General features: G+C 63.5%; 20 protein-coding genes. 9 read left to right on the top strand and 11 right to left on the bottom strand.

Annotated elements, in window-relative coordinates; genetic code table 11:
• Positions 1-2: 2 nt before the first annotated feature.
• Complete coding sequence (locus V9L21_RS20815; RefSeq protein WP_337314816.1) at positions 3-896, bottom strand: amino acid ABC transporter substrate-binding protein; 894 nt, start codon at positions 894-896, stop codon at positions 3-5.
• A 144-nt stretch (positions 897-1,040) separates the two neighbouring features.
• Here V9L21_RS20815 and V9L21_RS20810 point away from each other — a divergent pair, with 144 nt between their 5' ends.
• From V9L21_RS20810 to V9L21_RS20775, 8 genes are all read left to right on the top strand, one after another.
• On the top strand, positions 1,041-1,973 hold the full coding sequence (locus V9L21_RS20810; protein WP_337314815.1) for a LysR family transcriptional regulator: 933 nt from the start codon (positions 1,041-1,043) through the stop codon (positions 1,971-1,973).
• A 28-nt stretch (positions 1,974-2,001) separates the two neighbouring features.
• Positions 2,002-2,472 (top strand): SET domain-containing protein, encoded by a 471-nt coding sequence (locus V9L21_RS20805; protein ID WP_337314814.1) that lies wholly within the window; start codon positions 2,002-2,004, stop codon positions 2,470-2,472.
• 102 nt (positions 2,473-2,574) lie between these two features.
• Positions 2,575-3,324 (top strand): response regulator transcription factor, encoded by a 750-nt coding sequence (locus tag V9L21_RS20800; RefSeq protein WP_337314813.1) that lies wholly within the window; start codon positions 2,575-2,577, stop codon positions 3,322-3,324.
• Positions 3,325-3,333: 9 nt separating this feature from the next.
• Positions 3,334-5,454 (top strand): PAS domain S-box protein, encoded by a 2,121-nt coding sequence (locus V9L21_RS20795; RefSeq protein ID WP_337314812.1) that lies wholly within the window; start codon positions 3,334-3,336, stop codon positions 5,452-5,454.
• Between the two features lie 298 nt (positions 5,455-5,752).
• Complete coding sequence (locus V9L21_RS20790) at positions 5,753-7,243, top strand: NCS1 family nucleobase:cation symporter-1 (protein WP_337314811.1); 1,491 nt, start codon at positions 5,753-5,755, stop codon at positions 7,241-7,243.
• A 28-nt stretch (positions 7,244-7,271) separates the two neighbouring features.
• Entirely contained in the window at positions 7,272-8,009 is a 738-nt protein-coding gene (locus tag V9L21_RS20785; RefSeq protein ID WP_337314810.1) for an aspartate/glutamate racemase family protein, read from the top strand.
• Between the two features lie 47 nt (positions 8,010-8,056).
• Complete coding sequence (locus V9L21_RS20780; protein WP_337314809.1) at positions 8,057-8,827, top strand: GntR family transcriptional regulator; 771 nt, start codon at positions 8,057-8,059, stop codon at positions 8,825-8,827.
• A 141-nt stretch (positions 8,828-8,968) separates the two neighbouring features.
• On the top strand, positions 8,969-10,465 hold the full coding sequence (locus V9L21_RS20775) for a nucleobase:cation symporter-2 family protein (protein WP_337314808.1): 1,497 nt from the start codon (positions 8,969-8,971) through the stop codon (positions 10,463-10,465).
• Between the two features lie 16 nt (positions 10,466-10,481).
• Here V9L21_RS20775 and V9L21_RS20770 read toward each other — a convergent pair whose 3' ends face one another.
• Positions 10,482-11,339, bottom strand: a complete 858-nt coding sequence (locus V9L21_RS20770; RefSeq protein WP_337314807.1) for an aldo/keto reductase — start codon at positions 11,337-11,339, stop codon at positions 10,482-10,484.
• Positions 11,340-11,640: 301 nt separating this feature from the next.
• Between V9L21_RS20770 and V9L21_RS20765 the strand changes: the two genes are divergently transcribed.
• Positions 11,641-12,126 (top strand): DUF305 domain-containing protein, encoded by a 486-nt coding sequence (locus V9L21_RS20765; protein WP_337314806.1) that lies wholly within the window; start codon positions 11,641-11,643, stop codon positions 12,124-12,126.
• Positions 12,127-12,195: 69 nt separating this feature from the next.
• Here the strand turns inward: V9L21_RS20765 and V9L21_RS20760 are convergent, their stop codons facing one another.
• The 9 genes from V9L21_RS20760 to V9L21_RS20720 all read right to left on the bottom strand — a co-directional run bounded on the left by V9L21_RS20760 (position 12,196) and on the right by V9L21_RS20720 (position 21,652).
• Positions 12,196-13,530, bottom strand: coding sequence for an MFS transporter (locus V9L21_RS20760; RefSeq protein WP_337314805.1), 1,335 nt, complete (start codon positions 13,528-13,530; stop codon positions 12,196-12,198).
• A 21-nt stretch (positions 13,531-13,551) separates the two neighbouring features.
• Positions 13,552-14,298 carry a Crp/Fnr family transcriptional regulator gene (locus tag V9L21_RS20755; RefSeq protein WP_337314804.1) on the bottom strand — a complete coding sequence of 249 codons (747 nt, stop codon included), beginning with the start codon at positions 14,296-14,298 and terminating at the stop codon, positions 13,552-13,554.
• Between the two features lie 429 nt (positions 14,299-14,727).
• Complete coding sequence (locus V9L21_RS20750; protein WP_337314803.1) at positions 14,728-15,441, bottom strand: Crp/Fnr family transcriptional regulator; 714 nt, start codon at positions 15,439-15,441, stop codon at positions 14,728-14,730.
• Positions 15,402-16,142: a Crp/Fnr family transcriptional regulator gene (locus V9L21_RS20745; RefSeq protein ID WP_337314802.1), complete on the bottom strand. Its 741-nt coding sequence runs from the start codon at positions 16,140-16,142 to the stop codon at positions 15,402-15,404. The genes V9L21_RS20750 and V9L21_RS20745 overlap by 40 nt, the downstream gene beginning before the upstream one ends.
• 274 nt (positions 16,143-16,416) lie before the next feature.
• Positions 16,417-17,544 carry a DUF2827 domain-containing protein gene (locus V9L21_RS20740; RefSeq protein WP_337314801.1) on the bottom strand — a complete coding sequence of 376 codons (1,128 nt, stop codon included), beginning with the start codon at positions 17,542-17,544 and terminating at the stop codon, positions 16,417-16,419.
• 7 nt (positions 17,545-17,551) lie between these two features.
• A complete protein-coding gene (locus tag V9L21_RS20735; protein ID WP_337314800.1) occupies positions 17,552-18,151 on the bottom strand; it encodes a hypothetical protein in 600 nt (199 codons plus the stop codon).
• Positions 18,148-19,299: a DUF2827 domain-containing protein gene (locus tag V9L21_RS20730; RefSeq protein ID WP_337314799.1), complete on the bottom strand. Its 1,152-nt coding sequence runs from the start codon at positions 19,297-19,299 to the stop codon at positions 18,148-18,150. Before V9L21_RS20730 ends, V9L21_RS20735 begins: the two co-directional genes overlap by 4 nt.
• Complete coding sequence (locus V9L21_RS20725) at positions 19,296-20,447, bottom strand: DUF2827 domain-containing protein (RefSeq protein ID WP_337314798.1); 1,152 nt, start codon at positions 20,445-20,447, stop codon at positions 19,296-19,298. Before V9L21_RS20725 ends, V9L21_RS20730 begins: the two co-directional genes overlap by 4 nt.
• 134 nt (positions 20,448-20,581) lie before the next feature.
• On the bottom strand, positions 20,582-21,652 hold the full coding sequence (locus V9L21_RS20720) for a YadA-like family protein (RefSeq protein WP_337314829.1): 1,071 nt from the start codon (positions 21,650-21,652) through the stop codon (positions 20,582-20,584).
• Positions 21,653-23,200 lie beyond the last annotated feature (1,548 nt).

The following is a 23,200-nucleotide window of genomic DNA, read 5'->3' as shown; positions in this document are numbered from 1 at the left end:
CCTCAAACGCCCTTGTTGTTCGGGTTCTTGTAGGCCTCGCGCACGGCGTCGGACATCGGGAAATTCAGGTTCACGTTGCGCGGCGGAATGGGCGACATGAACCACTTGGCGTAGAGCTTGTCGATGGCGCCCGACTTCATCATCTCTGTCACGGCCTGGTCGACGATGGCCTTGAACTCGGGGTCGTCCTTGCGCATCATGATGCCGTAGGGCTCCTGCCGCAGCACGTCCTTGAGCAACTTGTAGTCGGAGGCGTTGGGCTGGTTGGCAATGAGGCCGGCGAGCTGCACGTCGTCGAGCACGTAGGCCACGGCGCGGTCGCTCGCCAGCAGCAGGAAGGCATCAGCCGTGTCCTTGCCCGCGATCTCCTGCACCTCGATGTTCTCGGTCTTGCGAAAGCCGCGCAGCAACTGCATCGAGGTGCTGCCGGCCACGGTGGCCACGGTCTTGCCCTGCAGGTCGGCAATCGAGTTGATGCCCGAGTTCTTCTTTACGGCGGCGGTGATGTTGGTGACGAAATGGCTCGGCGCAAAGTCGACCTGCTGCTGTCGCTGCACGGTGTTGGTGGTGGTCGCGCAGTCAAGGTCGACCGTGCCGTTCTGCACCAGCGGAATGCGGTTGGTGGAGTTGAGCAGCGTGTAGCGAACGTCGATCTTCTGCATGCCCAGCTTGGCCTTGATGGCGTCGACCACCTTCAGGCAAATTTCATTGGTGAAGCCGATGGGCGCGCTCTCTGCACCCGTCTTGTAGGAGAACGGAATCTGCGTGTCGCGGCTGCCGATCTGCACGGTGCCGCTTTCCTTGATCTTGCGCAGCGTCGGGCTTTCTTGCGCCGTCGCGGCACCGCAGGCCAGCGCGATGCCGGCGCCAAGCACGAGGGACAGTTTGAAGTTCATGGAATGTTCCTTTGAAGATGAAGCAGGAAGTACACGGGGCAGCACGGTGCGAATCTTCGGCGCGGCTTCAAATTTCCAAAAGCGATTTTTTGTGATTGAATTACATGAATAAAAGTATTCATTTCAGGAGCCCGACGCACCGTGATGACCTTCAAGCAACTCGAGGCCCTGTACTGGATCGCCAAGCTTGGCGGCTTTGCGCAGGCCGCCAACCAGCTTCACACGTCGCAATCGGCCGTGTCCAAGCGGGTGCATGAACTCGAGCTGCTGTTCGACACCGAGCTTTTCGACCGCACCCAGCGCACCGCTCGGCTGACTGAAAAAGGCGAAGAGATGTTCGTGCTTGCGGCCCGGCTGCTCGAGCAGCGCGATGCCGCTGTCGAGCAGTTCAGCAAGCCAGGCGTGGTGGAGCGGCGGCTGCGCATCGGCGTGACGGAGCTCACCGCGATGACCTGGCTGCCCCGGCTGGTGGGGCTGATCCAGCGGCACTATCCCAAGGTCATTCTCGAGCCCGACGTGGACGACAGCCTGCAGCTGCGCGACAAGCTGCTGGCGGACGAACTCGACCTGGTGATCGTGCCCGACACCTTTGCCGATTCGCGCATGCAGAGCAAGGCCATCGGCAAGGTGCAAAGCGCCTGGATGTGCAAGCCGGGCGTGGTGGCCGCTACCAGCACCGTGCGGCTGCACGAGCTCGCCCGGCACCGCATGCTGGTGCAAGGCAGCAACTCGGGCACGGGCCGCGCCTACGACGCCTGGATGAAGGACCAGGGCGTGCAGCCTTCCGACACCATCGTGGTGAGCAACCTCGTGGCGCTGACCGGGCTCACTGTGTCGGGCCTGGGCGTGAGCTACCTGCCGCGCCAGTGCCTCGACCCGCTGGTTTCGGCCGGCATGCTCGCCGTGATCGACGTGGTGCCCGCCCTGCCCGCGGTGCACTACGTGGCCATGCACAAGGGCGAGCACCGCAGCGCGCTCACCTCGTCGATCGTGATGCTGGCGCAGGCGTGCTGCGACTTCACGCGCATGTTCCAGGCGCAAGCCGATGAAGAGCGCGAGGAGGAACGCAAGCCCTGAGCAAGGTGGCTGGTGCACACTTGGGCCCATGAAACGCCGCAAGCAAACCTCGTCCACGCCGTTCATCCGCGTCGGGCCCAGCGGAGTGCACGGGCTCGGCGCCTTTGCAACGCGCGACTTGCCCGCCTCTGCGTTCCTCGGGCTCTACGAAGGCCGGCGCTACACGCAGCAGGAGATCGCCGCCGGCGCGTGGAACGACCAGCTCACCTACCTGTTCACCCTCTCCAACCACGAGACGATCGACGGCGGCAAGGGCGGCAACGGCACGCGCCACCTCAACCATGCCTGCGACCCCAACTGCGAGGCGGTCGAAGAGTACGACGACGCGGGCGAGCTGGTGCTGAAGTTCCAGACCATCGTGCCGGTGGATGCGGGCGACGAGCTGTTCATCGACTATTCGCTCACCGCCGACGACGGCTCGCCGGCCTCCAAATACCCCTGCCATTGCGGCTCGCCCAACTGCCGCGGAACCATGCTGGCCCCGGTCGAGGCGGAGTGACCGCGCACTGATCCGCTCCCTTGGCGACGGCGGGGCGTGCTACGCTTGTGCGGCCCCCAACAATGCCATGGCACTCGCGCCTTGAAAGCGAGCTTTCCCCGAATGAAATCCGCCTTTCACATCGCGGTCCTCGACGACGAAGTCGACATCACCCAGCTGCTGGCCGACTACCTTCAAAGCCACGGCTTTCGCGTGACGCAGCTGCACGACGGCGCCTCGCTCATGAAGCTGATGGGCAGCGATCCGGCCGACCTCGTCCTGCTCGACCTGGGCCTGCCCGGCGAAGACGGCTTTTCCATTGCCCGCCGCATGCGCGAAAACTGGCGCTGCGGGCTCGTCATCGTCACCGGCCGCGGCGACGCGGTGGACAAGGTCGTCGGCCTGGAAGTGGGCGCCGACGACTACGTGACCAAGCCGTTCGATCTGCGCGAGCTGGTGGCGCGGGTCAAGGCCGTGCTCAGGCGCCTGGCGCCCGAGGGCGGCCCTGTTGTTGCAACCGCCGCTCCGGCACTGGCTGCTCCGCCTGCTGCACCCGACCGGCTGCGTTTTGCCGGCTGGCAGCTCGATCTTGCGGCGCGCAGCCTTGCCAACCCGCAGGGACAAAGCGTGCCGCTCACCGGCGGTGAATTCGACCTGCTGCGCGCCTTTGCCCGGCACCCGGGGCGTGTGCTGTCGCGCGACTTCCTGCTCGAGCAGACGCGCGGGCGCGAAGCTGCTCCCTTCGACCGCACCATCGACGTGCAGGTCGGCCGGCTGCGCAAGAAGATCGAAGCCGACCCCGACGATCCGCAGATCATCAAGTCGGTGCGCGGCGCGGGCTACATCCTGGTTCCGCCGGTCACCCACGGCTGAGCCGAGCGCATGACCTCGCCTGATTTGCCGTCGCCGCCCAAGGTTGCCGAGCCGGCGCTTGCCGCCTTGCAGGGGCTGCCTTCCGGCATAGAAGAGAGCAGCGTCTTCCGGTCGCTCTTCATCGCCTATCCCGATGCCCTGCTGCTTGTCGACCAGGCCGGCGGCATCGTGCTGGCCAACCCATCCGCAGCCAGCCTGCTCGGCTTTGCGGTGGACGAGTTGGTGGGCCTGAACGTTGACGCCCTGGTGCCCGACAGCATCCGCCCGCGCCATGCCGCCTACCGCGAAGCCTATGGCCGGGCACCCCGCGCGCGGCCCATGGGCACGCAGATGGAGCTCGTGGCCAAGCGCAAGGACGGCAGCGAGGTCATGGTGGAGATCGCGCTCAGTCCGCTGCAAAGCCACGGCCTGCCGTTTGTGGTGGCCGCCATCCGCGACATTGGCGCCTACCCGCGCGTGAAGCAGGCACTGCAGCGGGCGCGCTACAGCGACTACCTCGCCCAGTTGGGCCGCCTGGCGGTGGACACGCGCGACCCGCAGGTGATGCTCGACCACGTGCCCACCATTGCGGCGGAAGCGCTGGAGGTCGAGGTGGCCGTGGTGCTGCTGCTGGAAAGCAGCCGCCTCGAATTCCGCGTGGCGAGCGGCGTGGGCCTGGTGCCCGGCGAAGAAATCGGCGCGCGCATTGCAAGCCATGCGAACACGCCGCCCGGCTTCGTGTTTGCCGAGGGGCAACCGGTGGAGGTGCCCGACTACGGCAAGGAGCGCCGCTTCGCCGTGCCGCGGGCCTACCTTGATGCCGGCCTGGTCAGCGCACTGGCCGTGCCCTTCTACGACCGGGGTCGCTTCATCGGCGTGCTGACCGTGCACTCGCGCCAGGCCAAGCGCTTTGGCGACGAGGAGCTGCGGTTTCTGGAATCGCTCTCGAACCTGCTGGCCACCAGCCTTCAGCGGGTGCAGACCGAAGAGGCGCTCAGCCACGCCCAGCGGCTCGAAAGCGTCGGCCAGCTCACAGGCGGCATCGCGCACGACTTCAACAACCTGCTCACGGTCATCCAGGGCAACCTGCAGGTGCTCGAAGAGCTGCCCGCCATTGCGCAAGACGCCTATGCGCAGCAGCTGGTGGGGGCTGCGGCACGGGCCTCGCGGCGCGGCGCCGAACTCACGGGCAAGCTGCTGGCGTTTTCGCGCCGGCAAATGCTGCAGCCCAACGCCGTGGACACGCATGCCATGCTGCATTCGCTGGCCGACATGCTGCGGCGCACACTCGACCAGCGCATCGGCATTGCCATCGACGCCGCGCCGGATTGCCCGCCCGTGCTTGCCGACCCGGGGCAGCTCGAATCGGCACTGCTGAACATTGCCATCAACGCACGCGACGCCATGCCCGAGGGCGGCACACTGCACTTTCACGCAGAGGCCTGCACCGCACTGCCGCGCGAAGTGCTCAATGAACTGGGCGATGCCGGCGAACATGGCAGCTTCGTTGCAATTTCGGTTGCAGACAGCGGCACCGGCATGACCGAGGAAGTGAAGGAGCGCGCGTTCGAGCCGTTCTTCACCACCAAGGAAGCCGGCCGCGGCACGGGCCTTGGCCTGAGCACGGTGTACGGGTTCGTGAAGCAATCGAAGGGCGCCATTGCCATCGCGACCCAGCCGGGCGCGGGCACCACGGTAACGCTCTACCTGCCCCAGCTTTACGACGCGGCGCCACTCGCCGCGCCCGACGACGACGGCGAGCAGGCACTTCCCGCAGGGCTGCGCGTGATGCTCGTCGAGGACGACGCCGAAGTGCGTAAGGTGGTCCACGCGTTTCTGGCCACGCTCGGTTGCGACGTGGTGGCAGCGGAGAACGCCGAGCAGGCCCTTGTGCAGATGGAATCGGACGCCGGCGCTTTCGACGTGCTGCTGAGCGACATTGCGCTCGGCCCCGGCATGCGCGGAACGCGGTTAGCCGCCGAGGCGCAGCAGCGCTTTCCGCGGCTCGCAATTCTTCTCATGTCGGGCTTCTCGTCGGAACTGCTCGATGCCGACCGGGAGGCGCCGCCGAGCTGGGAGCTGCTGCGCAAGCCCTATTCGCGCGCCGAGCTTGCGCGCGCCCTGGCCCGGGTGCTCGCGGCGCGGCCTTGACGGGCCTGCGCCAAGGTAGTCAGCGCACCAGATCCTGGAAGCGGCGGTCCAATGCTAAAGAAGGCACCGCCCGGGCCGATGCTGAACCGGGCCCCTCGAAAGGCGCGAAATGTGCGATTGCGGGCCTCCAGCAGCGGATCGTGCGCGGCGGGATCTCAGGGATTCTACGGATATATGATTTGCCGGATGGGGTTGATTGCACACTGTTTTTGTATACAAATAACGCACCCGATTCCACGGCGCCCCACTTGCGCCGGAAAAGCGGTCCCTCAATCCACCATTCGCACGAGGAAAGACCATGAGCACAGTTGTCAGCCAGGCCCCCGCGGGGGCGAGCGAAGCCGGCCATGCGCCGCATGCCGAATCCAACGCGCTGATCAAGCCGGGCTACCACCCGCGGCTGACCAACGAAGACCTGGCCCCTCTCAAGAAGCAGACCTGGGGCCAATACAACATCTTTGCGTTCTGGATGTCCGACGTGCACAGCGTGGGCGGCTACATCACGGCCGGCAGCCTGTTTGCGCTGGGCCTCTCCAGCTGGCAGGTGCTGGTGTCGCTGCTGGTGGGCATCGTGATCGTGCAGTTCTTCTGCAACCTGGTGGCCAAGCCCAGCCAGGTGACGGGCGTGCCCTACCCCGTGGTGTGCCGCGCCTCGTTCGGCGTGCTGGGCGCCAACATTCCGGCCATCATCCGCGGGCTGATTGCGGTGGCCTGGTACGGCGTGCAAACGTACCTCGCATCGGCCGCCTTCATGGTGTTGGCACTGCACATGTTCCCCAACCTTGCGCCGTATGCCGATGTGGCGCAGCACGGCTTCGCAGGCCTGTCGACGCTGGGCTGGGTGGCGTTCATGATCATGTGGGTGCTGCAGGCCTTCGTGTTCTGGCACGGCATGGAAGCCATTCGCAAGTTCATCGACTGGGCTGGGCCGGCCGTGTACGTGGTCATGGCCATTCTCTGCGGCTGGCTGGTGTGGAAGGCGGGCTGGCGCAACATCGACCTGAACCTGGGCGGCATCAAGTTCCAGGGCTGGGACGCGCTGCCCGTGATGCTCTCCGCCATTGCGCTGGTGGTGAGCTACTTCAGCGGGCCGATGCTCAACTTTGGCGACTTCTCGCGCTACGGCAAGAGCTTCGACGCGGTGAAGAAGGGCAACTTCTGGGGCCTGCCGATCAACTTCGTGTTCTTCTCGCTGCTGACGGTGATCACCACCGCCGCCACGCTGCCGGTGTTCGGTGAACTGATCACCGATCCGGTGCACACCGTGGGCAAGATCGACAGCACTACCGCCGTGGTGCTGGGCGCGCTGACTTTCATGATCGCCACCATCGGCATCAACATTGTTGCCAACTTCGTGTCGCCGGCGTTCGACTTCTCCAACGTGGCGCCGCAGCACATCAGCTGGCGCACGGGAGGCATGATCGCCGCGGTGGGTTCGGTGTTTCTCACGCCGTGGAACCTCTACAACAGCCCCGAAGTCATTCACTACACGCTGGACGTGCTGGGTTCGTTCATCGGCCCGCTGTTCGGTATCTTGATTGCCGACTACTACATCGTGCGCAAGCAGCGCATCGACGTGGACGCGCTCTACACCATGAGTCCGAAGGGAGAGTACTGGTACAGCGGCGGCTACAACCCCAAGGCCATACAAGCCATGATCCCGTCCGCGCTGGTGCCGATTCTTTGCGTGATGGTGCCCGCGCTGCGGGGTGGCGCGAACTATGCATGGTTCATCGGCATGGGCCTGGGCTTTGTCATCTATGCCCTGCTGAACCGCAACAAGACTTGAAACACTGAAGAGAAGAAAGGGCCGCGCCGTGCGCATCAAGATCATCAACCCCAACACCACCTGGAGCATGACCGAGAAGATCGGTGCCTGCGCCCGCGCGGTGGCGCAGCCCGGCACGGAAATCGTCGCGGTGAGCCCGGCCATGGGGCCGGTCTCCATCGAGAGCCACTATGACGAGGCGCTGGCCGTGCCCGGCTTGCTGCAGGAAATTGCGGCCGGCGAACGCGACGGCATCGACGGCTACGTGATCGCCTGCTTCGGCGATCCGGGCCTGAAGGCCGCACGCGAACTGGCGCGCGGCCCGGTGGTGGGCATTGCCGAAGCCGCCATGCACCTGGCCAGCATGGTGGGCAGCCGCTTCAGCGTGGTGACCACGCTGGGCCGCACCATGGGGCAGGCCTGGCACCTGGCCGAGATCTACGGCATGGAACGCTTTTGCGCCAACGTGCGAGCCTGCGAACTGCCGGTGCTCGAACTCGAAGAGCCCGGCTCCAACGCACGCGAGCGCATCGTGGACGAATGCCGCCGCGCGCTGGAGGAAGACGGCTCCGACTGCATCGTGCTCGGCTGCGCCGGCATGACTGACCTGTGCGAGCACATCGGCGGGCTGCTCGGCGTGCCGGTGATCGACGGCGTGGCGGCTGGCACCAAGCTCGTCGAATCGCTGGTGACGCTGAAGCTGCAAACCAGCAAGCGCGGCGAGCTGGCCCACCCGCTGCCCAAGGCGATGAAGGGCGCGCTCGAGGGTTTTACCCTGCTCAGGTAGCAGGCGGCCCGGGCTCGGCAGCGGCCTTGCTGGGCCACAATCTCCGCATGCCCCGCGCCAGCTCCAAACAATCATCCGCCCTTGCCAACCCTGCCGCTGAGGCCACCACAGCGGCAGAGAACGCCGCACCTGCCGCAGACAAGGGCAGTTCCATCGAAAGCATCGCGCAGGACATCGCCACCGCCATCGTCGAGAAGCGCCTGCCCCCCGGCACCTGGTTGCGCGAGGAAGCGCTGGGCCGCGTGTATTCGGTGAGCCGCACCAAGATCAGGGCGGCCCTGCTCATGCTGTCGAAAGACAAGCTCATCGAGATCATTCCCGACAAGGGTGCGTTCGTGTGCCAGCCCACGGTGCAAGAGGCACGCGAGGTGTTCGCGGTGCGCCGCATTCTCGAAAGCGAAGTGGTGCGCCTGTTCATTGCCAACGCCCGCGCGCGCGACTACCAGGTGCTGGAGCAGCACATACGCTTCGAGCGCACGGCGCTGCGCCAGACCACCACCACGGGCACCGTGCGCGAAAAGGTGCTGGGCGATTTTCATGTGGCGCTGGCCGAGGCCACGGGCAACAAGACCCTGGCCGAACTGGTGCGCGAGCTGGTGGCGCGCAGTTCGCTCATTGCCATGCTCTACCACTCGTCGAACGACCCGCATTGCTCGTCGGACGAGCACTCGGAGTTTCTGCGCATCTGCCGCAAGGGCGACGTGGAAGGCGCCGTGGCCTGCATGACCGGCCACCTGGAGCGCATCGAGGCCAGCCTGGAGCTGGGCACCGAAAAGCCCGACCGGCAGCTCGACCTGGTGAAGGCGCTGCTCGCCTAGAAAACAAGCCGCCGCGGTGCGGGTTTTCCTGCATCCAGATTGCGGCATAAATTGTATACAGTTTGGCGTACACACATTGTGGACGCCACGCCAACCCGCGCCGCCCACGCATGTTCCCCTTGCTTCGCCAGGAGATGCACGATGACGGCCGAGACCTCTTCCCCTGTTCACACAGTTCATCCGGTGGACCAGCGGCTGCCTTCGGGCAAGCTCGCGGCCCTCGGCCTTCAGCATGTGCTGGTGATGTATGCGGGTGCCGTCGCGGTGCCGCTGATCGTGGGGCGCGCGCTCAAGCTGTCGCCCGACGAGGTCGCGCTGCTGATTTCGGCCGACCTGTTCTGCTGCGGCATTGCCACGCTGATCCAGGCGCTGGGCGCCACGCAGTGGTTCGGCATCAAGCTGCCCGTGATGATGGGCGTGACCTTCGCGTCGGTCGCGCCCATGGTGGCCATTGCCAACGCCAACCCCGGACAGAACGGCGCGCAGCTGCTGTTCGGCGCCATCATCGGCGCGGGCGTGGTGTCGATACTGATCGCGCCGCTGGTGAGCCGCATGCTCCGCTTCTTTCCGCCGGTGGTCACAGGCACCATCATCGCGGTGATCGGCATCAGCCTGATGCGCGTGGGCATCAACTGGATCTTCGGCAATCCGGTGGGGCCGACGGCGCCCGCGCTGGTGGACCCGGTGTACGCCAAGTGGCTCGCGGAAGTCACGTCGCCGGGCAGTTCGATTCCGGCGGTGCCCAAGGGCTTTGCCATCATGCCTACAGTGCCCAACCCCAAGTACGCAGACCTCTCCGGCTTCGGCGTGGCGGCGCTGGTGCTGGTGTCCATCCTGCTGATCGTCAAGTACGCCAAGGGTTTCATCGCCAACATCTCGGTGCTGCTGGGCATCGTGATCGGTGCGGTGGTGGCCTCGATCACAGGCCTCATGACCTACGAGAAGGTGGGCAAGGCGACCTGGGTGGACGTGGTGCTGCCCTTTCACTTCGGCATGCCGCAGTTCGACCCGATCCTGATTCTCACGATGACGCTCATCATGATCGTGGTGATGATCGAGTCGACGGGCATGTTCCTCGCGCTCGGCGAAATGACCGACCGCAAGATCACGCAGAAGGAGCTTGCCAAGGGCCTGCGCACCGACGGCCTGGGTACGCTCATCGGGGGCATCTTCAACACCTTTCCGTACACCAGCTTTTCGCAGAACGTAGGGCTGGTGGCCGTCACGGGCGTGAAGAGCCGCTACGTCTGCGTGGCCGGCGGCGTGATCCTTGTCGTGCTCGGCCTGCTGCCCAAGATGGCGGCACTGATCGAATCGCTGCCCACGGTGGTGCTTGGCGGCGCGGGGCTGGTGATGTTCGGCATGGTGGCCGCCACCGGCATCCGCATTCTTTCGGGCGTGGACTTCAAGGGCAACCGGCACAACGCAATGATCGTCGCGGTGTCGATCGGCATTGGCATGATTCCGCTCATTGCACCCAACTTCAAGCAGTGGATGCCGCATGCGATCCACTCGCTGATCGAATCGGGCATTCTGCTGGCATCGATCAGCGCGGTTCTGCTGAACCTGTTTCTCAATGGTGCCAAGCACGACGAGCAGGCGGTGATTGCCGCGGCCAAGCAGGCCGAAGCGCACTAGCCTTCGCTTCGTCGGTTCAGATCATCGCCAGAGGCATCTTCCGCCGGGGTGGCGGATGAAGGCGGTCGAGCTCGGCAAGGGTTGCCGCGTCGAGTTCCAGTTGGGCAGCGGCAAGGTTCTCTTGCAGGTGCGCGCTGCGCACCGCCTTCGGAATCGCAACCACACCCGGCCTGGCGATCACTGCCGCAAGGGCGAGTTGTGCGGCGGTCACACCGAGGCGCGCAGCCAGCACGCCCAGTGCCTCATCGGACGCAAGCGCTCCCTGGTCGATCGGGCTGTAGGCCATCAGCGGCATGCCGCGCTCGCGCAGCCAGGGCAACAGGCTGAATTCCGGACCGCGTTCACCCAGCGAAAGGTAGACCTGGTTGGCCACGCAGCCCGGGCCCGGGCCGACGGCCTGCGCGAGATCTTCCATGTCGTCGGTGTCGAAGTTGCTCACGCCCCAGTGGCTGATGCGCCCCCTGGCGACCAGCGCCTGCATCGCATCGGCCGTTTCGCGCAGCGAGTGGCTGCCGCGCCAGTGCAGCAGGTAGAGGTCGATCGTGTCGAGCCCCAGCCGCTTCAGGCTGCGCTCGCAGGCCTCGGGCGTGCCGCGGCGGCTTGCGTTGTGCGGATAGACCTTGCTGACGATGAAGAGCTCGTCGCGCCGCACGTCGCCGGCCCGCAGCGCCTCCGCCAGGGCTTGCCCAAGCACCGTTTCGGCGCCGCCCTCCCCGTACATCTCGGCGGTGTCGATCAACCGGTAGCCCATGGCGATGGCCTCGCGCACCGCGGCCACTTCCGCCGCGCGGTGGTTCGCCACCTCGCCCATGCGCCAGGTGCCGAGGCCTAGCACCGGAATGTCGCGGCCATTGGAAAGAGGGAGTGTTCGCATGGGCAAATCGTAGCGAGTCGCGTGCCCGAGGCAAGGCAGTGGATTGTCGGGCTAATTCCTACACGGCTTCAGCATCCCGCTGACAGAAGCCGGGGCGCCAACGGCGCAGTCTGGTCTCGGACGTGGTGTGCTCCTCTGGACCCGGACAGTGCTTTTTGTGAGATTTGTTGAGCAAGCACAATGTGCCGCAGCCAGACATGCCGGCGGACAAGCCAATGAGCCGCGCTCGTGGGCCAAAGCGCATGACATGAAAAGCTCACCACGCCCCTCGCCCGTTTCCGGCGACACAAGGAGAGCACAAATGGGCCCTCAAGACCCGGCCTCCCGGCACGGAGGCACGCACCACTACACGATGTTTGCAGTGAACATGCTGCTCAGCCTCGTCGTCATGTACTTCGTCATGTTTTCGATGATCGACGGCTGGGGCGACTTCCGCAACAACCTCAACATGTTCTACATGGCGCTCACCATGGTTGCGCCCATGGGCATCATCATGCTCGCGACGATGCGCGGGATGTACCGCAACAAGGCGATGAACGGTGTGCTGTATGCCGGGCTTGCGATCCTCTTCGTCGCGGCGCTTGCCGGCACGCGGCAGCAGAGCGTGATCGGCGACAAGCAGTTCGTAGCATCGATGGTGCCTCACCACTCCGGCGCCATTCTCATGTGCCGCGAGGCCAGCTTGAAAGACCCCGAACTGGTCAAGCTGTGCGGGCAGATCTCAAGCTCCCAGCGCAGCGAGATCGAACAGATGAACGCGATACGGGAAAGACTGAGCGCCATGTAGCGCTGGTTCGCTCAGCTCTGGTGATGAAGAGGCCCAGCCTGGCAGCTTGCAAGAGGGCGCGACTGGTTCTCAGGTGACGGAAAGCCGGCTGCGGCCGGGCGCTGAGACTGCAACCAGCAGGATACCGGCAATCAGCGAGCCGCAAATCAGTGCCATCACCGGAAGGGTACCGCCGCTGCTCAAGATTGGCACCAGCAGCAGCGGTGCCGCCGCCGCGCCGAGCCGGTTGAATGCCCATGCTCCGGTAACCGCAGAGGCGCGCAGGCGCGTATTGAAAAGCTCGGCGCCGTAGATGTTCAGCATTGGCAAGTAGACCGCAGAGCAGAAGAAGAAACTGGTGGTGGCTGCAAGCAACCATCCCGGCGCATTGGTAATTTCAAAGCCAATGCCGGATATCAGCATGACTGTCGCGCAGACCGCCAATGTGAGGCGCCGATCGAAGCGGTCGACGGCAAATGCGGCAAGGAGCGTCCCGATGATCGGACCAAACGCAGAGAGGCCGACATAGAAGAGCGTGTCGGAAAGTTTGAAGCCCTTCTGGACCAGCATGGCTCCGATGAGAAGGGGAAATGCCGCAGTCGACCAAGGGCTGAGAAAGCAGAGCCCGGCATACTTGGCAAAGCGCAAGCGAGGCGATTCGGCCGAATCGGCAGCTTCGTTCGGGCCCGGCGCTGGGGAAGGAGGAGTTTTCGAACTGTCCGCCCAACTGGCAGGGCGCGAACGCTCGAAACGTTGCAGCGCGATCTCGGCTTCCTGCTCCCTGCCGACGGCGCTCAGCCAACGCGGCGATTCTGGCAAGCGACGAAACGCCAGCGCAGAGATCACCGCACCCAGCGCACCGACCAGCAGGCTCCAACGCCAGCCGGGCAGGCCGAGAAACTCGAGAGGCGTCATCGTGCGTATAAAGAAAACCCCGACCGGCGCACCTATAAAGGCGACGGCCATGGTTACGAAGATGAGCTTGCCTCGGCTGCGCGCTGGCAAGAGGTCCGAGAGGTAGGCCGTGAGCAGCGGCGGAAAGGCCCCGAGAGTGAGCCCCATGACAGTGCGCGATGCGGTCAACCACTCGATGCTGACGCTGGCGCCCGCGAGCGCCGCCGTCGCAGCCAGCAACCAAAGCATGCCGGTAAGTACTATCCGGCGACCCACGCGGTAGGCGAGCCAGCCTCCGATAGAGGCGCCAAGCACCGCCCCTATGTAGACCGAAGACAACAGCCAGGACAAGGACTGGGCGGACGCTGAATATGGCGCGCCCGAGAAGATTGCACCGAATGCACTTCCCAGACCAATTTCATACACGTCGATCGCCAGTCCGAACCCGCTGATCACCAGCACGACGAGATGCAGGCGAGTCAGGGGAAGTGCGTCCAGGCGCGCAGCGACGCTAGGTGTGGCGATTGTCATGGTGGCGGCTATTGTGAATGTTCATGTGCTCCCCCATCGTCTCAGTGCTGTGAAATCAAGAACGGTGATCTTGTTGTGAACTACGCTGATCGTGCCGCTCGTCACCAGTTTCAGGAGTTCTTTGTTGACGCTCTGCCGCGTGACTTGCAGCAGCGCTGCGAGTTCTTCTTGTGTGAGTCGCAAGCGAAGGCTTACGCGATGGCCGTCACTGCTTCCGTAGAGTGCCGTCAATCTTTCGATGGTGGTCGCGAGGCGACGAGAAAGCGATCCGACACCCTGCCCGAGGAGCGAATCGAGGATCTCTCTGTACTGTTTCATCAGCATTTTTGCCATGTCTTCCCATAGCACCGGGTTACCGTCGAGGATCTGGCGTACTGCGAAGGTCGGCATCTTCACGATGACCGCATCGGTGTGCGCGCAGAAGTCGTACATGACACGATCCTCGTGGCCGTCTGCTCGCGTAAAGCCGCATAGCGAGCCAGGGCCGACAAGTGCCAATGGCGTTCGATCCCACTCCGGTGGGATATAGCCCACCACGGCGTACCCGGAGGCAATCACGAACGTTTCCGGCGCACCTCGTTCATTCGATATGACCTCGCCTCTTCCATACCTTTCAAGGCGGGAGGCCGCGAGCAGTTGACTCATGGCGGAGACCGGCCAATGTGCAAAGCCTGACGTGACACGCAGCGCGTGCTCCATCAATGCGAGATCGCCGTAAGCGCCCCTGATATCGCTCATCGCATTCTTCTCACCGTGGTCTTTCACCATCAGGCGCCATCAACTGTTTCTGCGAGTTCAATGAGACAGCCGCGTCGAACTGTTGAGGTTTCATGGCAGTTTGCGGATTTGAAATGTGGATCACCGGTCAGAGCAATCCCGTGTGGGTGCAATCCCGCTCGGCAAATCATTCCGATGTGCATGAAGTTAGAAGGCCTGGAGTACCGATGATCGTCATGCCTCGGTGATGCATCTCACAACCCGTGCTACTTGTGAGCGCGACAGAGAAGCATCCTTGGATCAACGATGTTCATGTCGCTTCGGGTGATCGGAATTTATCTGCGAAGGACAAGAAAACGTACCCCAAAAGACCATGGATGTCGGAAACGTGACACCCACGATAGCCGTCGTCTACAAAGTGTGAAAAATTCCCAACGCTTCGCACGTCGGCTGCTTGCATCGAGCAGGAGCCTCAACGCCCTACTTATGCGATGCAACTTTCCTCAATGCTTCGAGGTTCAATATGGTGATGGCGTTGTACTTGGTACCAATCACACGTGAAGCGACCAACGCCCTCAATTCCTTGCTCAGAGATTGGCGGGTAACTTGCAGGATGGCGGCAAGATCATCTTGGCGCGCTCGCAACCGCAACGTGCCACCTATATCGGTCCCATGGGCAGTCGCCAACCTGTCGATCGTGGCTGCGAGGCGTGCTCGCAAGCTGCCGATCGCCTGGCCGAGCAAGCTTTCCCGTATCTCTCCATGTTGGCTCATGACCATGGACAACATGTTTCGCCAATAAAGAGGATGGCTATCGATAATTTCAAACAGCAGATCTGTCGGCATATGGATAGCCACGACCTCGTCGTGAGCGCAATGGCTGTGCACGATGGGATCTTCACGATCGATCATCTGGGCAAGCCCGATCAGCGATCCTGGCCCGAGCACGAGCATCTTGACCGACTCGCCCTGCGGCCGCCCTCTCCCAATGACCACGTGGCCCGACACAATTGAAAAGGATACTGATGAATCAGCTTCAGAGGTCAACAACTCACCACGTGCATGGTGCTTGAGGTGAGATGAAGCCACGAGTCTGCTCATCGCGGCAGGCGACCATGACGCAAATCCCTGAGTCAACCGCAGGGCGCGCTCGATCAGCGGGACGTCGTCGGAAGAGCTTTCCGTTGTTTGCATGGGCGTGAAATTTCTCTAAGCTCCGCCAAGTCAAGGACGACAACCGTTTGACGTTCCAATCGCACCACGCCGGAGGCGGACAAGGAGTTGAGCTCTTGGTTTACGGTTTGCCGCGACACGTGAAGAATCGCAGCCAGATCTTCCTGTTTCAGCCGCAGGCGAATGTCCGCCTTTCCGGTGCTCCTGCAGCCATAGAGTTCAGCCGATCGCTCGATTGTTGTTGCAAGACGCTGCCGAATCGGCCCCACGACATGGCCAGCCATCGCGTCGAAGCTCTCTCTGTGCTGCCGCAAGAGCATGCGTGCCATGCTGTTCCAGAGTTCGGGTTCTCGATCCAGAATTTCGAAAAGCAGAGCAATGGGCACATGCACGGCAACTACGTCGGTGTTTGCCGTGAAGTCGAATGCTGCGTCGTTCCTGCCGCTGAGAGCACGGGCCAGCCCTACGACGAGGCCAGGGCCGAGAAGAGCAACCATGCGATGCGTGCCGTCCGCCGAGCGATAGCCGGCAACCGCATTGCCGGACACGATAGTGAATGCATGGGTACTAGGCTCTGCCATCACAACGCCGCCCTGTACATACCGCCCAACATGTGAGGCGGAGACAAGCAGACCCAAGGCTTGCGGCGACCATGGCGCGAAGCCACGGGTCATCCTGAGCGCCTGCTCCATCAGCCGTGCGTCAGGGTTGGCCTGGATCATTCACATGGTCCCGTTGGCCACGCGGTCGTGCCGCATGAATGCCGTCCTCTTCGCTCCCTAGTTCGACTCATCCTATGAAAGTAAAGGAAGCTCGGTCAATGGAGTATGTGCTGATAGGGCTGCGAGAAAAAGGGCGAATCATTAAAGGTTTTGCAGTTTTTCCTTGTCGTAGCAATTGCAGCCGCAGCGCCTTTGGCTTCTTAGTACAAAAGCGTTAGACAACTTGCAGAATTGTCTGGTACCCGATACATCTGTCGGCGACGCGGGGTTCGGCTTACTTGGCGGGACGCTGCATCAACTCGAGCAGCAGGGTCTCGTAAACCGCGGTAGCAACACTATTGCCAGGCAGATATCGTTCGATCAGATTGCGCTGTCGTTCGCGATAGCGCGTGGCCTGCTCATCGTGCGTGTCGATGGCTTCCAGCACCCGCGCACTGCCGGCGGCTACGTCATTGCCTTCGTAGTAGTAGCCGAGGTCCGCGCAAAGGTGCGCGTTGTGCACCAGCGCATAGCCCTGCCAGCACGCCTCCAGGTAGAAGTAGTTGAGCGGGTTCTCCCACTGGTGGGAGATCACGATGTCGGTGTTCTGCGCAAGAAAGGCCGGCGTCTCGTGCCGACCCACGAACACCGCCTTGTGCTCGCGCACCAGGTCGAGCTGGTTCATCAGCGTGATGAACTCCATGTTCTCCCTGGCCAGCCGTTCGGCATTGGTGACCTGCAACAGTGCGATCGCGTCCGGCCTTGCCCGATAAGCCGTTTCGGCGATCAGAACGGGATAGAGGCAGAACTTGACGACGTTGATGTTCGGCTCCATCACGCTGAGCCGGCGCGGCCCGGGGCGCGGCTGGTAAATACCCGATCGCGGCAACGCGCGGCTGCGCTCCTCGACGAACACCGGGCTCCAGACGAACGGCACCGCGCGCGCCTCGGTGCGGCGCAGCACCTCGAAGTACGGCTGGCTGATGTTCGCCACCTGCGGCACCATCCAGATGTCGTCGTAACGCTGATTGATGAAAAGGTTCTGGCCCCAGAGCGGCTTGCCGAACAGCATCGACTCCATGGCCTGGACGTATTCGCAGCCGCAGCAGTAAGACACCAGCCGCGCCCCTCGGCGCTTCAGGTAGTCGGTCTGCGCCGCATCGATCTGGCCGCCCAGTTCGATCAGCACGTTCACGCTGTCCTTGGCCTCCTCGAAGCTCGCCGTGGGCCATCGCGCCTGATCCCACGGCAAGGCGGGCGTGATCGGTACCGCGGTGGTGTTGACCAGAACCACCGACTCCACGCTGGGGCAGTGCTTCAAGGCCTCGGCCAGGAACACGGCGTTCTGCTTGATGCCGTTGTTCCACAGCGTTTCGGCCTCATGATGCAGGCCAATGGTGATGCCGATGCGCAAGGGTTGCATCTCTTTCTCAGCGCGTTTTGTTGAGCGGTGTGCCTGGTGCCGCCGGTGACGCAACGGCAGCAGCAGGGCTCTTCCAGCCGTATTCGACATAGCGCCGAATCACCAGGCAACCCGGCGGCGAATCGATCAGCGACACCGAGGAAGTCGGCTCTTTGTCGTCGGTGTAGACAGCGTAGATGGGGAGCAGGCGCGTCATCTTGTAGCCCGCCAGCTCCTGCTGGGCAATGCTGGCGCAGGTATAGGGCGCGACCGAGATGCGCTCCGCTGCCACAGTGCAGGCGCCGGCTTCATCGGGAATTGCGGTGATCGATGCGGCCACGCCGGCGTTGGGATATTCGATGCCGATCAACGAGAACATCGGCCCTGCGTCGGGTCGCTTGCGGTCCCAGTCGAGCAGCACGTCGTGGCTACGGCTTCCCTGCACAGAGAGCGCGGCCAGCCGCGTGATGGCCGGCAGGCACCGCTTGATACCGACACTTGCCGCTGCGCGAGTGAGCGTGTCCTGCGGCGGCGCGGCCGGCGCCTGCGGCACCAGCACGCCCTGGGCCAGCGCCACGCCCGCGATGGTGTGGCCGGCAATGGCAAGCAATAGCCTCAGCGCCTTCATGCGTAAAGCCCTTCGATGGCGGCGGTGTAGACGCGCACGTTGTCTTCATTCTCGGGGTCGAGCCGAGCGATCAGTTGACGCGCCTCTTCGCGATAGGTTGTCAGGTTTGCGTCGTGTTCGGCAAAGGCGCACCGCAGTGCGAGGCCGCCCTCTTCGCAGTCGAAGCCGTGATAGCGATACCCGCAGTGGCCAATGAGGTGCGAGTTGTGGATCAACGGGTAACCGCCATACAAGGCTTCGTAGTAGACGTAGTTCTGTGCGTTTTCCCAATGGTGGGCAAAAACGCAGTCGATGCTCCCCGGCATCACCTGGTACACCGGAAATCGTCCTTCGAAGGAAGCAAGGCCGTGCCGCACAATGTCCAGGCTCTGCGCAAAACCGACGAAGAGCGGCTTGTCCTTCAAGTGAAAGCTGTTGTACACGCTCATCTTGTCGATGAGCCGCGGCTGCGCCCGGTGCGCCGCCTCGCAGCCCAGCATTGGAATGAAGCTCGTCTTCACCATGCAGATATTGGGCTCGAAGATGGCCACGCGCCAGCGCTTGCGCCCCGGCTCGTACGCGAAGCGCTTTCCGTGGCCTGCGCGCGCCATGGCGCGCTCGAGCACCATCGGGCTCCAGAGGTGCGGCATGAGGCGTACCGGCGCTCGGAACACGCTCTCGAAGTAGGGCTTGCACGATGCTTCGTACTCGGGCAGCGTCCATACCTCGTGGTACGGCGCAGAGGTAACAAGCATGCCCTGCGGCTTGTTGAACAGCATGCGCTCGATGTCGATGACGTAGTCGTTGCCCACGCGCATCGACACGATCTTGCCGCCCCGCTCCCTGAAGGCCACCACCCATTCGCGCCCGAGCTGCGCGCTCATTTCGATCATCACGTCGAGTTCTTGCGCGGCGGTGGCCATGTCAATGATGGGCACGGGCGAGTCGGCCAGAAACTGCGCGGCATCGGCCGGCCCGCCATCGCCGCCGCCCGCCACCAGCACCGTGCTGGCCACGCGCGGAGAACGCATCAGCAGCATCACCAGGAACAGGCAGTTCTGGTAGACGCCGTTCTCCCAAAGGCTCTGCTCGCCCTTGCGGATGAAGATGGAAACGCCGACGCGGAGCTTGTCGGGCATGGCGCCTGCCGGCTTCTGGAGTGCGTTCATGCCGCGCGCCTTGGCCCACCGACCCGGAACGTCGCGTTGCCACCCACAAGGTTGAGCAGTCGCTGCGCATAGACATCGACGTTGGCCGCCAGCTCCGGCTCGAGCGCGCCAATCACACGCTGTGCATTGGCCCGGTAGTCCTCCAGCTGCGCGTCGTGGCCTCGCACGGCCTGCAGCAACTGGTCAGTCCCGGCGGCAATGTCGAAGTCAGGGTAGTAATAGCCGGCATCGCGCAACCAGGGCGAGTTGTGCACCAGCGCGTAGTTGCCGTACAGCGCATCGAGGTAGCTGTAGTTCTGGTCGTTCTGCCATTGGTGGGCAACCACGGCATCGGCGAACTGGCTCATGAAGCCGGCGAAGTCGTGGCGGCCGTGGAAGACGGCCTTGTGCTCGCGCACCAGGTCCAGCGAGTTCGCCATGTAGAGCATGGTCGGATGGTCCTTGAGGTGCAAGGTATTGAGCACCTGCATCGACGTGACGGCCACTCGGTCAGCGCGATAGGCACCGTCGCAAATCAGCATCGGGATGGTGCAGGTCTTCACCACCGAGATATTGGGTTCGAAGATGGCGACTCGAAATCCCGGCTGCGCACGCGTACGGGGCGTGTAGCCGAAGCGATGGCCCGCAGCTTCGACCTCTACGATGCGCTGGTTCAGGAACTGCGGCGACCAGAGGTAGGCAACCTCGTGCACCGGACAGCGGTGCATCAGCCGCATCATCGGGGCGAAGGCGGCATCCTTGGGCAGCAGCCAGACTTCATCGCAGCGCTCGTAAGGACTGAAGTGGCCTTTGTCGGTAAACACGACCGGTTCGGCCAGGGCCGCAAAGGGCTGGCCGACGCAGTGATAGACCACCCGGCCGCCGCAGGCGCGAAAGTAGGACAACCATTGCACGTCGAGTGCACCCGCCATCTCGATGACCACGTCGAGGGCGTCGGTCAGGTCGCGGGCACGCCCCAAAGAAAGGCCCATGGCCGCAAGGTTGACCTGGGGCGGCATGCCTTGCTGATCGCCCGCATCGACCAGCACCACCGATTCGACAAACTCGATGCGCTGCAGCAGCCGGGCGAGGAACAGAACGTTCTGCCCTATGCCGTTTTCCCAGATGTTCTGGCCCGCGTGGGTGAGAACCGAAATACCTATGCGCATGGCGAGTTTCGGTGGACGTGTGGGGTATTGTTCGTCGCAATCCGGATGCACGCAACGTCGAAAACGAGACGCGGCTACTCACGCCGACGTCTCTGTTTTCAAACTGTGGGTTCGGACCGGATGCCCGAAGCAAACTACCAGGAGTACCCGATGCCTCCATTCACCATTGCCTTGTTGCCAGACGATTTACCAAGCCCGAACTTGATGACCACGTTCTCGTTGATGCGGGCGCTTCCGCCGATTGCCATTGCCGAGTAGCCCGAGTAGTTGCCCACCCCCAGCCCGATGGAGAACTGTTTTCCAGGTTCTACCTGCGGAAGGCCAGCCATGGCGCCTGCCATGGCGATGCCGCTATAGGCGATCTTCGCCACATTTCCCACCGAAGTTTGTACTTCGCGTAACTGGGACATGTTCACGGCGTCCGTCGGCAAGATGCCCGGCGCCACATTGGAAAGCCGAGTTCCGTTGGGCGCTTGGCCATTGCCAAGGGTCATGTGGCTGTAGTTGGTGGTGCCGTCCGGATTGGTTGCGTACTGAGCGCTGCTCGCAGCCACCGCGCTCGATGCAGCTCTCAACTGCGCCACGTTTGCCGCGTCGCTGTCGGCAGTGCCCGCTGCGACGCCCGTGATCTGGCGAAACTGGCCGTTTGCCGCGTCCCCCACCGACACTGCGGCTTGCGTGCTCGTGGTGGCCTTGATCGCTGCTTCCTGTTGCGCGGTCGCGCTGCCTGGAACGAAGCCAGCCACCCCCGCTGCCGTGGAAGCCCTGGAACCCGAGCCCAGTGCCACGCCGCCACTTTGCTGCACAACAGCGCCAAAGCCGATGGCCGTGCCCACCGAAATGTTCTGCGCTTGGCTTAGCGCGGTGCCACCTGCGTCGGCGTTATCGCCTATCGCTACACCGCCGCCGCCTGCACGTGAATTGACGCCGATCGCCTGGGAGCCAGTGGCCAATGCCCCACTTCCGATCGCGATGGCATTCGTCCCCGTGGCCTGGGCGCCGAAGCCAATTGCCACTGCACCGTCGGCCGCAGCTTGTGCGCCGTTACCGGCCGCGAAGGAATTGGCCCCGCTGGCGTTGGCTTGAGGTCCGATTGCCACCGCGTCTTGCCCGCTGGCGCTGGAATCACCCGCAGTCGAATTGGCGTGGAAGTACTTGGTGCCCTTGTCGAGGATGTTATTGACTGTCGTATTCAGGCTACTCACATTGCTGTTTGTAGTGCTCAGGCCGGTGGACAGGCTGGAGATACCGCTTGTGGCGGCGCTCAGGCCCGTTGACGTCGAGGTCGAGAGACTGCTCACAGTGCTGTCGGTCGTGCTCAGGCCGGTGGACAAGCTGGAGATGCCACTGGTGGCGGTGCTCAAGCCGGTGGACAGGCTGGAGATACCGCTCGTGGCGGTGCTCAGGCCCGTTGATGTCGACGTCGACAGGCTGCTCACAGTGCTGTCGGTCGTGCTCAGGCCGGTGGACAAGCTGGAGATACCACTGGTGGCGGTGCCCAGGCCGGTGGACAGGCTGGCAATGCCGCTGGTTGCAGTGCTCAGGCCTGTGGACGTCGACGTCGACAGGCTGCTCACGGTGCTGTCGGTCGTGCTCAGGCCCGTGGACAGGCTGGAGATACCGCTGGTTGCGGTGCTCAGGCCTGTGGACGTTGACGTCGACAAGCTGCTGACAGTGCTGTCAGTCGTGCTCAGGCCCGTGGAGAGGCTGGCAATGCCACTGGTGGCGGTGCTCAGGCCGGTCGATGTCGAAGTCGACAGGCTGCTCACAGTGCTGTCAGTCGTGCTCAGTCCGGTGGACAGGCTGGCAATGCCGGTGGACGTTGACGTCGACAGGCTGCTGACGGTGCTGTTCGTTGTGCTTAGGCCAGTGGACAAACTGGCGATGCCGCTGGTCGCCGTGCTTAGCCCTGTTGACGTCGAAGTCGACAGGCTACTTACCGTGCTGTCCGTCGTGCTCAGGCCAGTCGACAGACTAGAGATGCCGCTCGTCGCGGTGCTGAGGCCAGTAGACGTGGACGTTGACAGGCTTCCGATGCTGCTGGTCGCAGTGCTCAAGCCCGTGGAGGTCGAAGTCGACAGGCTGCTCACGGTGCTGTCGGTAGTGCTCAGGCCCGTGGACAGACTGGAGATACCGCTGGTGGCCGTGCTCAGGCCCGTTGACGTGGAAGTCGACAGGCTACTCACGGTGCTGTCTGTCGTGCTCAGGCCGGTGGACAGGCTGGAGATGCCACTGGTCGCTGTGCTCAGACCGGTTGACGTCGAAGTCGACAGGCTGCTGATACTGCTCGTCGCGGTGCTGAGGCCAGTAGACGTGGACGTTGACAGGCTTCCGATGCTGCTGGTCGCAGTGCTCAAGCCCGTGGAGGTCGAAGTCGACAGGCTGCTCACGGTGCTGTCGGTCGTGCTCAGGCCGGTGGACAGGCTGGCAATGCCGGTGGATGCCGACGTCGACAGCGATGTCAGTTGGCCGAAGTTCACCGCATCGGTCGGATTCACGCCCTCGGCCACATTGGCCAGCGTGACTGGGACCGTCGCCCCCACGCCACCCAGCGTGATCCTCGTATGGCCTGGATCGTCATACTGGACCGTGTTGGCAAGGCCCGTAGACAGGCTGCTGATACCGCTGGTTGCGGTGCTCAGGCCTGTGGATGTCGAAGTCGACAGGCTGCTCACTGTGCTGTCTGTCGTGCTCAGGCCGGTGGACAGGCTGGAGATGCCGCTGGTCGCTGTGCTCAGACCGGTTGACGTCGA

The organism is Variovorax sp. CCNWLW235 (assembly GCF_037204085.1).
Lineage (GTDB): Bacteria > Pseudomonadota > Gammaproteobacteria > Burkholderiales > Burkholderiaceae_C > Variovorax.
This window is presented reverse-complemented; position numbering and strand designations above follow the sequence as displayed.